Raw genomic sequence first — 13,012 nt, forward strand, 5'->3', positions numbered from 1 at the left:
GGAGAGCCGGCGATTGTAGGGGTGAGAGGCGGCCCTCCCGACCCGACGCACGGTCAGCGCGGACGAAAGGAGTCCTCGTACCTGTCCAGCATTGCATCCACGTTGTCGCCGCTCCGGGCCGCGTATGCGCTCAGCGAGCGCGTGGCGCCGGCCGTCAGGCTGTCGATACGTTGCAGGTTGACCTGGGTGGTCCTCATCACCTCGTAGTGCAGCTTCGGTTCTGCCGTTCGGCGCAGCATGTCGTCGGCGACCTGTCCCAGCCCGATGACAGGTGCTCCCGCGAAGTCTGCATCGACGATGCCGTTGAGCCGGCTTTCGCCCGGCACATGTCCAACGGTGCTGAGCCAGAACGCCTGGCTTGCGAGCAGCGGCGCGCAGCGGCCGGCGCCCAGCAGAGGCAAGGCCGCGGCCACCTCGTGCGGAAATGGCGGTACGAAGTACGAGGGATACATGCGCACATGCCAGATTTCCTGCGATCCGCGCCGGTAGAGCGACAGGGGCCTGCAGGACGGGATCACCGGTGCTTCGCGATAGCCGTCTTCGATCAGGCGCAGCCGCAGGTAGTAGTCGTCGTTGAAATGCGTGGTGACGACGGTGGCCACCCGGTGGCGCTCAGCATCGGTGGCCAGCGCACGGGCGGTTTGCAGGTCTTGCCTGGTCGCGTCCTGCCAGCGCAGGTAGAACATGCTGTCCCAGAGGCGACCGATCATCACCCGGGGGCCATCGCGCATGGAGGACAGGGCCGGCGGCGCCGCCAGTACCACCGCGGCCAGCCCGATGCAGGCGATGGCCAGGCGCCTGCGGCGCAGGTCGCTACCGCGCAGCCAGGACAGCACGGTCTGGATGCCGGTGCCGGTGTGCAGGGCGAGGACCGGGGCGAGCAAGGGCATGAAGTAGCGCGAGTCCGTCGCCACCCGCAGGGTGATCGCCACCACCAGCAGCGGATAGAAATAGAAGGCCGTCGCCCAGATCCAGCCGCGCAGGCCCGCGGGCTTTTCCTTCCAGCGCGTCCACGCACCAAGCACCAGCAGCGGGGGCGCGACGGCGCCGAGGAAAAAGACCAGTGGCAGGGCGCCGCGCAGCCAGTTGTCGGTCATGTGCTTTTCGGTGAACAGGCGGCTGATGCGCAAGGAGTCCAGGAAACCCGCACCATTGACCGGCGCGGCGGCTAGCTGGATCGCGCCGGCCACCGTCACCATCAGCAGCAGGCGCAGGGCGCAGGCAGTGGGCCGCTGCGGTCGTTGCGCGAACAACAGCATCAACATGGGCATGGCCAGGACGGCGTCCATGCGGCACAGGATCGCCATGCCTGCCAGGCCACCGGCGACGACGACCGCGATGCTGGGATTGGCGATGAAAATCGAAAACACGGCCAGTGAGGCGAAAGCGGCCGACACCACGTTGTCATTGAAGAAATATCCGATTTCCACCAGGCCCGGAATCAGAAAACAGGCGAAGACGGCAGTGAGAAACGGTATGCGGCCTTGGCGTGCGGAAAAAGCCGATGCGGACGCCATCAGTGCTGCCAGGCTGCTGCCCACCAATAGCCGGAATGCCGCGTTGCCGCCGTAGTCGAATAATCGGTTGGCTGCCGCCAGAATATCGACGGTGCCGGGTCGGGTGAGGAATATGAATTCGCCGATGAGGGCACGCGCAGGATCGTAGTTGTTGAGCGATCCCTGCTGTGCCAGCAGAACGGCCATGGCTTGCAGATGCGCTGTGAACTGCTCGCGATGTTCGGAACTGAACAGCGGCAGGCACCAATAAACCACCATGCCTACAGCCAAAAATTTCAGCGTCAGTTGAAAGCTTGGTATGTGTTTAAGTGAATTTTCTTTGGGCGATGGGTAAGTCGGCATGCACTAATTCGGGTTTTACGAATAACACAGGCGGCGGCGGCTGAATAATAAAAATTCGTATGAGGATGAGCTTTTTTGCCGGGTGCGAGTTTATCGGCATACCACGCCCTGTCAAGGAAATTGGCGCATCGGGATATTTATGTGGCCAAGTTCCTGAATACAACGTATCCCCGCCCGGGTTTTCAATGCCCGTCGGCGGGCGTTTCGGTCAGCGTGCGGGCGGCTTCACGCAGAAGCCGCCCCGCCCCGATCAGTTGTAGGTCAGCGTGTAGATCAGATCCAGCCCGTTCTTGCTGCTGCCGGCCTGGCCGCGCAGGGTCAGGCGCCGGGTCAGGTCGTAGAAGATGTAGAGCGATCCCACGGCGCCCGACAGGCCGTGTTCGTAGGTCACGTAGAGCTTCTGCGAGATGCGTTTGCCGAAGGTGAGCGCGGCGGTGCTGGCATCGCTGCCGCTGCCCGGGCCCTTGAAGCCGATCTCGTCCAGGCCGACGCGTTTGGCCATGCCGCCCGAGCTGCCCTTGCCGCCGGCCAGCAGCGCCAGCGCGGCCTGCTGCAGCAGCGCGGCTTCGGCGCCGCCGTTGGCGGTGCTGCGGCCCAGCACCACCCAGGACAGGATTTCGGCATCGGTCAGCCCGCTCTCGGAGTACAGCTTGACCTGCGGCGCCTGCGCCGTGCCCGTCACCCGCACGCCGGCGCGCACGCTGATGTTGGGGCGGATCGCCAGGATGTCGAGCGCCGGGTTGTCGATGGCGCCGCTGAAGCTGGCCACGCCCGATTCGATGTCGAGCTGCTGGCTGTAGGCGCGGTACTGGCCGGAGGCGGTGCGGATCTCGCCGGTGACGCGCGGCGGCAGGCCCAGGCCGGCGGTGCTGCGGATCTCCAGCTGGCCGGTCAGCCGGGTGGTGATGCCGCGGCCCTGCACCGCGAAGTCGTTGCCGAGGTTGAAGACGACCAGCACGTCCGGCGGCTTGGCGGTGCCCACGGCGGTGCTGGCGCTGGCGGCGCCGGCCTTCGCGGCCTGGGCGGCGTTCTCGCGGTCGATGGCCGCGGAATGCACATGCACATCGCTGCCCAGGGTGGGGGCGCTGTCGTCGGGCAGCAGGATCACGGCGCGGTCGGTCTTCAGGTCGGCGCGCAGCACCAGGCGGCCGTCGTCGCCCAGGCGGGCGTCTATGGTGCCGGAGAGCGTGAGCTGCCGGTCGGTGCGCACCGATACGCGTAGTGCCTGGGCCTGGGCATGGATGTCCATGCGGATGCCGTTGGCCCACGACAGGGTGCCGCTGCCGCGCAGCGTGCCGCCATCGGTCTCGGTGGCCACGGTGCGGGCGGTGGCCAGGCTGCCGGCGATGCCGGCCACCCGGGTGCTGGGGCCGTTGCCGCCGCGCAGGCTGAATTCGGTGATCTCCAGCCGGTCGCCCTGCAGGGTGCTGCGCAGCTGGCCGTCGTGCAGGTCGATGCCGTCGACCACCGAGCGCACCGCCAGGCCGTTGGCGTTGAGCGTGCCCGACCAGCGCGGCGCCACGCGGGTGCCGCTGAGCTGGGCGCGGGTCTCGAAGCTGCCCTGCACCCGCCAGCCCGGCGGCGCCAGCACCGACCAGACGCCGACCTGCGGCAGGCTGGCGTCCAGGCTGCCGGTGATGGGGGCGTTCTCGGGCCAGGCCCAGCCTTCGGCGCCGTGCGACAGGCGGGTGCCGGCGCTGGCCTTGATCACGCCGGCACGGGCGCTGTCCCAGAGCAGTTCGGCCTTCACGTCGTCGCCGTCGGCCGCGAGGTCGATGCGGGCGGCGATGACGCCGGCCGAGGTGGTCGGCACGTTGCCGGCGGCGGTGGCCGAGGCCTTGACGCTGTCCGCGCCTTTGCCGGTGCCGCTGCTGCTCACGCTGGAGGGCGTGGCGGTGCTGCCCGGCACCTGGATGCGGATGTCGCCCGAGGTGCGCGCCAGGCTGGCGCGGGCGCGCAGGGTGTCGCCGGCATCGATGTCCCAGCTGCCGTCGAAGACCAGGTCGCCGGCGAAGCCGGACTGGGCGATGGCGTCGCGGGCGCCCTGCGACAGCGCCTCGGCCCAGGCCATCGGCAAGCCCTTCAGCTGGCCTTGCGAACGTAGCTTGAGTTGCGCCGCGGCGCCGCTGCCGATGCTCTGCAGGCTGACCGGCTGCCACTGGATGGCGACCTTGCCCGGCGCCGGGCCGGCCAGGCTGGCGCTGCCGGCGGAGGTTTCCACCGCGAGGCTGTCCTTGGCCTGGCGGATCTGCAGCGAGAGGGGCGCATCGAGGTCGATCTTCCAGGGGCCGGGCAGTTGGCTGTCGGCGGCTTCGAGCTGGAGTTCGGAGAAGGCGGCGCGCCAGCGACCGGGGCCGTCCACGCCGCCGCTGGCGCGGGTACGCAGCGTGGCGCTCTGCGTGCCGGTGGCGGCCGAGCCCTGCAGCGAGAGCGTGGCCTGGGCGAGCGAGCCGGAGACTTCGCCTCGCATGCCCTTCAGGGCGATGGTGGTGGCGCGGCGGTTGGCGCCGGCCGCATCGGGCGTGGTGGAGGCGGGCAGGGCGATGTCGAGTTTGGGTGCGACGAGCGTGGCCTGCAGCGTGAGGTCGTTGCCCGAGGCGCCGCCCTGCTGCCAGCGGCGCTGGGCGCTTTCCCAGCCGCCGCGCCACTGGGCGTCGAGGCTGGCGCTGCCGTCCAGCGAGATGCCGGCCAGGGCGCCGCGCAGGCCGGGCAGGCCTTCGATCCAGCGCTGCAGCGTGGCCGCATCTGCCAGGGAGAGCTGGGCGCGGCCGGTGCCGGTGGCGGGGGCCATGTCGCCGTCGATGTTCAGTTTGGCGCCGGGCACCGAGGCCGTGACCTGGCCCTTGCCGGCACGGGCGGCCGGGCGCAGCTGCACCGCGCCTTCGGCGCTGGCGTCGGCGGCGCGCAGCTGGAATTTGCGCAGGTCCAGCAGGCCATCGGACCAGCGGCCGGTGGCCGACAGCGCCTGCAGGCCGAGGGTTTGCAGGGCGGTGGGTTGTGCTTGCCCCTTGCGGCGCGGCGCGGTGGACGGGGCGGCCTTGGCGGGCCGGGTGGCGCCCGTACCAGTGATCGCCAGGTCGAAGTCCAGCGGCTCGCCCTGCTGACTGGCGCTGGCCTTGCCCGAGAGCACCGGGCCGGCCAGCTGGGTGTGCAGTTCGCCGGGCTGGATGCCGGCCAGCGTGGCCACGACCTGCCAGGGCGCGGGTGGCGCGGCGGCGCCTTCGGCCGGCGCGGTCGCCTGAGGGCCCCAGCGGCCCCGGGCGCTGATCTCGCCGCCGCCGGCCTTGACCACGGCCTGGGAGATCGCCCAGGCGCCATCGGCGGTCTGCGCCGCCGCCACATCGGCCTGTTCGACCGGCAGCCGGCCCTGGTCCCAGGGGCCGGGCATGTCGTTGCGCAGCGCTGCCTTCACCTGCCAGCCTTCGGCCGTGGGGCCGGCATCGACCGTGCCGCCCAGCAACGTGGCCGGTGCCTGCGGCAGCAGCCGGGCCAGGTCGATCTGGGTCAGCAGCGCATGGGCTGTCACTAGCGGCTGCTTCTGCCAGGGCATGACCTGGGCGCGCAGATCGGCCCGCAGCGGTGAGTCGTCGGCCGGCCGCAGGGCGGCGGCGACGTCCAGGCGCGCATCGGCGCCGGCCAGCGTGCCGCTGGCGGACACGCCTGCGCCCACGGTCAGCGGCGCCACGCCCTCGGGCATGGGGGCCTGCAGCCGGCCCTTGAGCAGGGCTTCGAGCTGCATCGGGGCGGCGCCCTGCAGCTTGGCTTGCAGGCTGTAGTGGCCGTGGGCGACGTCCACGCCGTCGATGTCGAGCCGGTGCGCGCCGTGCTCGTAGCGGTAGCGGCCGGCGAGTTTTTCCACCAACAGCTCGGGCGGGCCGGTCCAGCGGATGGTGTCCACGCTGAAGGGCAGGTCGATGTCCACCGGCAGCACCAGGGACTGCAGCGGCTCGGTGGGCGTGTCCTCGCCCGGGCCGAGGCGGGTGACGGTGACGCTGCTGGCATGCAGTTCGCCGAGCGAGACCTTGCGCTGCAGCAGCGGCGCCAGCGCCCAGCCGATGCGCACGTCCTGTAGTTCCACCCGCAGCGTGGGCCCCTGCCAGACCAGCGCGCCGATGCGGCCGCCGGTGCGCAGGTTGCCGCTGACCTCGCGGGTTTCCAGGGTCTGCCCGGCGGGCAGGTAAGCGGCGGCGCGGGCGACCGCGGTGGCCAGCGATGTCGCGCTGCCGGCCCAGATCCAGCCGGCCGCCACCACGGCGACCAGCAGCAGCACCAGCGAGCCAAAGATGCCTGCGGCCCAGCGCAGCGCGCTGCGGCGCGGCCGGGGCGCCGGCGTCGAGGGGTTGGCGGACGGGTCGTCTTGCAAAGCCATGCGTGTCTTCGGATTCAGAAAGTGAAGCCCAGCCGCAGGTGCAGCCGGAACTTCTTGGGATCCACGCCATAGGCCACATCGGCCTGCAGCGGCCCGACGGGGCTGCGCCAGCGCACGCCGGCACCCACGCCGACCTTGGCCTTGAGGTCGCCGGGCTGGTCGGCGACCGCGCCGGCATCGATGAACAGGGCGCTCTCGAATTCGGTCATCTCGCCGTTCCAGACGATGGGCCGCTGCCATTCCACGCTGCCGGCGGCCAGGTACTTGCCGGCGTAGATCTGGCCGTCGACCGTGCGTGCGCCGATCTGCCGGTAGCTGTAGCCGCGCACGGTGGAGTCGCCGCCGGTCAGGAACAGCAGGGTGGCGGGCACGGTGGCGCTGTCCTTCACGTTGACCATGCCGGCCTCGGCGCGGAACTGCAGCCGGCCGCTGCGCGCCGGGCTGCCGTCGGCCTGCAGCTTGTCCAGCGGCAGGAAGGCCAGGCCGCGCGCATAGCTGCGCAGGAAGGGGGCGCGGTCGCCGATCAAGGTCATGCCGGGGCCGGCCTCCACCGCCACGCCGTAACCGCGGCTGGGCGCGGTGGGGTTGTCGAAGTAGCGGCCGGTCCAGTTCCAGGGCGTGCTGATGGCCGAGCCCGACGGCGGCGCGTCGGCATCGCCGTTGGTCGTGGTGGCGTAGTCGTACTGCAGGTAGTAGCCGCGGTCGATGTGGTCGGTGCTCTTGGCCCGGCCGCCGCGCAGGCGTCCGCTGTTGACCTCGTAGCTGCCGGTGAGTTCGCGCTGCAGTCGCTCGGAGGTGACCCAGCGCCACAGGTTGTCGTCGGGCAGCGAGGTCTGCTCGCTGCTGATGAGTTTGGTCTTCTGGTCGATAGAGACCTTGGACACCGCCCGCCAGCCGATCAGCGGCAGCTGGTTGTGGATGTGGTCCACCGACAGGCGCGGGCCGCTGTCGGTGCTGGCGCCGACGCCGAAGACGATCTTCTGCAGCTTGGCGTCGCGCACCTGGGCGATCACCGGCGCGGCCTGGGGCGTGCCGGCATCGGTGTCCAGCGTGAGGAAGACCGAGTCGTAATAACCGCTGGCCGCCAGCCGCTGCTGGGCGGTGAGCAGGGCGGCCTGGTCGTATTCGGCACCCACCGGCAGCAGCGACAGGCGCTGGGCGACTTCGGGCGGATAACGCTCCGCGCCCTTCACCTGCACCGGGCCGAAGCGGTAGGGCGGGCCGGAGTCATAGGTGACCGCGAGCCTGGCCTGGCTGGTGTCGGCATCCACGTCGGCGCTGCTGGAGGCGACGCTGGCGGTGGGATAGCGCCTTGCGGTGATGCGGCGCAGGCCGGCGGTCTTGGCGCTGTCCCAGGCGTCCTGGGTGAAGGGCTGGCCGCTGCGCAGGCCCCAGCCGGTCGTCACGTCGCGGCGCTGGACAGCGGCGGCGGGGTTGTCGGCGATGTTGCCGGCAAAGCCGATGTCCACCTGGGCGATGCGGGTGCGCTCGCCCGGATCGACCGCGATGGCGACCTCGCGCGGGGCGCGTGCGTCGGCCGGCGTCTCGCGCAGGTCCACGCTGATGCGGGGCGCGAAGTAGCCCAGGGTGCCGAGCAGGTCGCGGGTGTTGGCCTCGGCCGCGCCGAGCAGGCGGGAGAGTTCCTGGCCGTCCAGGTCCTGCAGCTGGCGGTAGCGCTGAAGCTCCAGGTGCAGGTTGAGATAGTCGCGGATCTCGTCGGGCGCCCGCACGTCGAGGGTGAAGGCCTCGCGCCGGGCTTCGCCGGCCGGCTTGCGGGCATTGGCCTGGGCGGCCTGCAAGGCCTCGCCGCTGCTCAGCACCCGGTCTCCGGGGGGCGATTCGGCGGCGGCCTCGGCCTGGGCCTTTTCCTTGGCGCCGGGCATCAGGCTGCAGCCGGAGAGCAGTACCAGCGCCAGGGCGCAAAGGCCGCCGGACACCGGTCGAAAAAACGCCGGCAAGGGTGCCGGCGCGGGGCGGAGTCGGAAGGCGTGTGTCGGTGTGGAAAAGGTTGCTGGCGCCCGGTCATCGTTTCATTTTGACAGCAGACGCATGGCCTCCTCCAGGCCTTTGAGTGACAAAGGGTACATATGCCCGGACATCAGCTGCTGCATCACACCGATGCTCTGGCGGTAGCCCCAGACGCCCTGCGGCTCGGGGTTGATCCAGGCATGGTGCTGGAAGTGGTGGGTCAGGCGCTGCAGCCATTCGGCGCCGGCTTCGGCGTTGTGGTATTCCACGCTGCCGCCGGGCTGCAGGATCTCGTAGGGGCTCATGGTGGCGTCGCCCACGAAGACGAGTTTGTAGTCGCGGCCGTAGCGCCGCATCAGGTCGAAGGTGTCGATCTTCTCGGCGAAGCGGCGCTGGTTGTGTTTCCAGACGAAGTCGTAGACGCAGTTGTGGAAGTAGTAGAACTCCAGGTGCTTGAACTCGCTGCGCACGGCGGAGAAGAGTTCTTCGACGCGCCTGACGTGGTCGTCCATGCTGCCGCCCACGTCCATCAGCAGCAGCAGCTTGACGGTGTTGCGCCGCTCCGGCCGCATGCGGATGTCGAGCCAGCCGGCATTGGCCGCGGTGCTGGCGATGGTGCCGTCGAGGTCAAACTGGTCCGGCGCGCCCTGACGGGCGAAACGCCGCAGCCGGCGCAGGGCGACCTTGATGTTGCGGGTGCAGAGTTCCAGGTTGTCGTCGTAGTCGCGGTAGGCACGCTGCTCCCAGACCTTGACCGCGCTGCGCCCGCCGCCGGTGCCGCCGATGCGGATGCCCTGCGGGTTGGCCCCGCCGTTGCCGAAGGGCGAGGTGCCGCCGGTGCCTATCCACTTGCTGCCGCCTTCGTGCCGGCCCTTCTGTTCTTCCAGGCGTTCCTTGAGCGTCTTCATCAGCTCGTCCCAGTCCATCTTTTGGATGGCGGCCTTCTGCTCGGGCGTGAGTTCGCGGTCGAGCAGCTTCTTCAGCCAGTCGCCGGGGATCTCGCCGAGCTTTTCGGTCAGCATCTGCACGCCCTGGAAATAGGCGGCGAAGGCGCGGTCGAAGCGGTCGTAGTGCTTTTCGTCCTTGACCAGCACGGTGCGGGCGAGGTGGTAGAAGTCCTCCATGCCGCCGCCCTCGCCCCGGCCATCGATGCCGGGGCCGACCACGCCGGCCTGCAGCGCTTCGAGCAAGGCCAGGTATTCGGTGACCGACACCGGCAGCAGGGCGGCCCGCAGGGTGAAGAAGAAGTCGATCAGCATGGGGCCTCCGTCACGCAGATGGGCTGGAAATTGTAGGGTCCTCTTTTCTTTCGTCTTGCTCTTCTTGCGCCTCGCCGAAGAAGCTGTTGACGGCCGGACCATAGCCCAGCACGTTCTTCACGAAGATGTTGGCCGTGTTCAGGGCCGAATAGAGGTCGAAGACGGTCTGCAGGATATCGGGCCGGTGCGCCACCAGGAAATGCATGCGCTCCTGTGCCGACATGGCCTGCAGGCGCCGCCGGTCGGCCCCGGACAGGGGCCGGGCGCTGGCCATGTCTTCGAACAGGCGCTGCAGCGGGCCGGGCGCGTCCAGCTCCTCCAGCGGGGTTTCGTTGCGGGGATCGCGCCGGCTCCAGGCATGGGCGTTCTCCAGGATGTCGCGCCAGGCCGGGTGCTGCAGGATATCCAGCGGATTGCCGGGCACACGCTCGCGGGGGCCGCCGCGCCTGGCGAAGTCCAGCAGCTGCTGGTAGTTGTCCAGCACGGCGCCCAGGCTGCCCGGCACGGCGCCGGCGAACCAGCTGCGGCAGGTCTCGTCCTTCTCGTCGAGCAGGGCCTGCATGGCGGCGAAATCGATGCGGCCCTGCGGGTCGCGCTGCAAGGCGGCGTTCAGGCCGCCGGTCTTCACGAAATTCATGCTGTTGTAGAAGGGATCGTTGCCCAGCCGGTGTGCCAGCGTGACATGCCGCACGCCCCCCACGCTGCCGCCCGCCTTGAGGCTGGCGCCGGGCTGGAAATAGGCCAGCACCTCGGGCATGACGGTGATGCTGCCCCGGGTCTCCATCCACCAGCAGAGATCGCGCACCAGCGAAGGCTGGCCGGCACCGGGGTGGCGGAACTTGCGCACCGTCACGCCGCTGGTTTCGCTGCCGGTCAGGGCATGGAAAAGCTTGCCGAAGATGGATTCGGGCTGGCGCATGCGTGCGATCTCTTCCTCGAAGGCGCTGCCCAGGTCCGCGGGAAAGTCGGGCTGGCCCGCGAAGTCGTCCAGCAGATGGTTGGCCAGTCTGGCCGAACCCGGCTGCCTGGCCTTGGCCCGGGCCGACACCTGGCCCGTGTGCACCGCATGGAACAGCGCCGGCAGATGGCTGCCCAGCAGCACGCTGAGCTTGCCCGCGGCGGTGTAGCTGGTGCCGCTGCCGGCACGCGGCAGCGGCGCCGGATGGTCGAACACGCTGGACTGGTAGGTCAGGGTGACGCTGGCGGTCAGCGGCAGGTTGTCGGTCACCGGGCCCAGGCCCTGGGCCAAACGGCTGCCGGCGGTGACGGCGGTATCGAGCACCGGCAGCTTCAGGGAGGGCAGTGTCATCGTCACCGTGAAATCGTCGCGGTCGCTCGGCCCCGGCTGGAGCACGACGGCATGGCGGGCGTGGAACTCGTTGCCCAGATCGTTGCCCTTGGCAAAACAGCTGGCGAGGAATCGGGCGTAGCCGGCGTTGCGCATGCGGGCCTCGTCGAAGGCCTGGCGTGCCTGCGGCGACAGGGCCTGGCGCTGGCGGGCGGCGGCGTCGGTCACCAGCGCGGCGGTCTTGCAGACATCGTTGCAGGCCAGGGCGATCAGGCCGCGGGTCAGGCCCAGGAAGTCGTCGATCTCCTCTCGGGTGGCGCTGGCCGGCGCGATGGTGTGGCGGCCCTGCCAGAAGGCGTCATTGATCAGCGCCACGGCCTCGCGGGATTCGGCCGAGCCGGGCGTGGCATGCAGCGCCGCGCTCTCCACGAACATGAAACTCGCCATCTGCCGGGCGGCGCGGGCAAACGGGATGTGCAGGCGCGCGGCGGCCTCCTCGGGTGCCAGCGTGCCCCGGGCCAGCATGCCTTCGAGCCAGGCGTCCTTGGGATGCTGGCCCGCCGGCGATGCGCCCGGGTGGCGATGGCGCTCGCGCAGATCGGCGAAAGGCTCGTAGCTGTCCAGGTAGGCCAGGTGGGGATGCGGCGCATCCGGCGACGCGGCGGCCAGCGTGCGCCTGATCCTGTTCATCGTGCGGAGCAATGCCGGCTTGCTGACCAGGTATTCCGGCAGCAAGGCCTTGTGCGGGTTGATGTGCAGGCGCTGCAGCTGGGCGGTGCGGAAATTGGCCTGTGTCTCCAGCTTGAAGTCCAGCGAGGGATTGAAACGGGGCAGGCCGGGTTTGGTGGCCTTGCGGGCCTCGGGGCCGGCGAGGGCCTGGAAGGCCTTGAGCGCTTTTTCGTAGCCGGCGCTGCCGATGCGGGCGCCGCCACTCAGGCTGGCGCCGACCTGGGCGGAGTGCCAGTAGGCCGGCTCCTGGTCCAGCGCCCCTGGCTGATTGGCACCGCCGGGCAGGGGCGGAACATCCGGCATCTCGATCAGGCCGTCGACGATCTGGCCGGCCTTGGCCAGTTCCTCGGCCGCCTCGCGCGCGCTGGTCGCCTGTTCGGCGGCATCCAGGTGGGTGAATACCTCGCGCATCTCGTCGCGGCGCAGCGGAATGGCGGCCGCGGTGGTCTGCGCGAGGCTGGGCAGATCCGGCGTTTTGGGCGCGGGCCGCAGCGCGCGCACCAGGGTGTCGATCCTGCGGGCCTGGGTGTGCAGCTCGCAGGCCTTGCGGCCGACGCCGACCTTCCCGCGCTTGGCATGGCGCGGCACGGATTCGCTGGTGCTCAGGCTTTCCACGCCGCTGAGAAAGCGCTGCAGTTCGCTGAAGAACTGATCGGTCGAGATGCGCAGGCGATTCCGGGAGGGATCGGCGGAGCGGTCCAGCAGCCAGCTCCAGAACCGCGCCGGCAGGTCGGTGCGGCTCGGATGCTGGATATAGTTCTGATAAACCGCCTGGTAATGCCGGCGTGGTTCGGGATGCGCTGTGTAGGAGCCATGAAAATATGCTCCGCTCAGCGATTGTTGGGCATACAGGGCGAGAATCGTGTTGAAGCCTTCCGTCAGCGAAAAACTCAGCTTCACGCCGCTGATGCGGATATGGTTGCAGTCGCCGTCGATATCGATGAAATCGCTGGTGCTGCCGATCAGGTCGACGGCGCCGGTGGCGCTCACGACATTGCTGATTTTTCCGCCCCCGGCCACGCTCAGCGTGTTGGTACTGGTTTTGCCATCGTCCACCCGGCGTTCGGTGCCGTGGCGTTTGGCGCTTTCCAGCCCCGCCAGATCGAAATGGTGGGGCACCGACTGGGTGCTGACATAACGCTTTATTTCTCGCAGGTAATCGCAATAAGCCTGGGCCAGTTCCGCCTGCTGCGGGCTGCCATGCTTTTTGGCCGCCTCGGCGGCGCGGCAGGATTTGTCGAGTGCCTTGTGCAGGGCATGTTCCACGACACGCAGGGCAATGGAAGGGGAGGCCGCCGTATCCCGGTCTTCGTGCTGGCGGTAATGCTCGGCGACGGCGCTGATCATGCGGTCGCGCAGCGGGCCGGCACGCAGTTCGGCGGCCGTGTCCGCATATTTCGCAGGCAGGGTGCCGGCGATCAGCCGGGCCAGTTGCTCCAGGTGCAGCAGGATGGCATAGGGTTGCGCGCCGTGGTGGCCGAACATGGCGGCAGCCTGAGGCTGGCTGCTCTCCTGCGTGGCGCACGCACCCATCCGCATC

At 69.6% G+C, this 13,012-nt stretch carries 5 protein-coding genes; all 5 read right to left on the reverse strand.

Annotation, left to right across the window (positions count from 1 at the left end):
* Window positions 1-53 precede the first annotated feature (53 nt).
* The 5 genes from GT347_RS16180 to GT347_RS16200 all read right to left on the reverse strand — a co-directional run bounded on the left by GT347_RS16180 (window position 54) and on the right by GT347_RS16200 (window position 12,957).
* On the reverse strand, window positions 54-1,859 hold the full coding sequence (locus GT347_RS16180; RefSeq protein ID WP_160553194.1) for a hypothetical protein: 1,806 nt from the start codon (window positions 1,857-1,859) through the stop codon (window positions 54-56).
* Window positions 1,860-2,109: 250 nt separating this feature from the next.
* Window positions 2,110-6,228 carry a translocation/assembly module TamB domain-containing protein gene (locus GT347_RS16185; RefSeq protein WP_160553195.1) on the reverse strand — a complete coding sequence of 1,373 codons (4,119 nt, stop codon included), beginning with the start codon at window positions 6,226-6,228 and terminating at the stop codon, window positions 2,110-2,112.
* A 14-nt stretch (window positions 6,229-6,242) separates the two neighbouring features.
* A complete protein-coding gene (locus GT347_RS16190) occupies window positions 6,243-8,111 on the reverse strand; it encodes an autotransporter assembly complex protein TamA (RefSeq protein WP_160555389.1) in 1,869 nt (622 codons plus the stop codon).
* A gap of 147 nt (window positions 8,112-8,258) precedes the next feature.
* Window positions 8,259-9,455 carry a vWA domain-containing protein gene (locus GT347_RS16195; protein WP_160553196.1) on the reverse strand — a complete coding sequence of 399 codons (1,197 nt, stop codon included), beginning with the start codon at window positions 9,453-9,455 and terminating at the stop codon, window positions 8,259-8,261.
* 10 nt (window positions 9,456-9,465) lie between these two features.
* Complete coding sequence (locus GT347_RS16200) at window positions 9,466-12,957, reverse strand: hypothetical protein (RefSeq protein ID WP_160553197.1); 3,492 nt, start codon at window positions 12,955-12,957, stop codon at window positions 9,466-9,468.
* Window positions 12,958-13,012: the final 55 nt, after the last annotated feature.

Origin of the sequence: Xylophilus rhododendri, from assembly GCF_009906855.1 — a bacterium.
Taxonomy (GTDB): Bacteria; Pseudomonadota; Gammaproteobacteria; order Burkholderiales; family Burkholderiaceae_C; genus Xylophilus; species Xylophilus rhododendri.

Excerpts from the sequence above, each read along its gene's own strand:
- GT347_RS16180 (WP_160553194.1), bottom strand. The coding sequence starts at position 1,859 with ATGCCGACTTACCCATCGCCCAAAGAAAATTCACTTAAACACATACCA.
- GT347_RS16185 (WP_160553195.1), bottom strand. The coding sequence starts at position 6,228 with ATGGCTTTGCAAGACGACCCGTCCGCCAACCCCTCGACGCCGGCGCCC.
- GT347_RS16190 (WP_160555389.1), bottom strand. The coding sequence starts at position 8,111 with ATGCCCGGCGCCAAGGAAAAGGCCCAGGCCGAGGCCGCCGCCGAATCG.
- GT347_RS16195 (WP_160553196.1), bottom strand. The coding sequence starts at position 9,455 with ATGCTGATCGACTTCTTCTTCACCCTGCGGGCCGCCCTGCTGCCGGTG.
- GT347_RS16200 (WP_160553197.1), bottom strand. The coding sequence starts at position 12,957 with ATGTTCGGCCACCACGGCGCGCAACCCTATGCCATCCTGCTGCACCTG.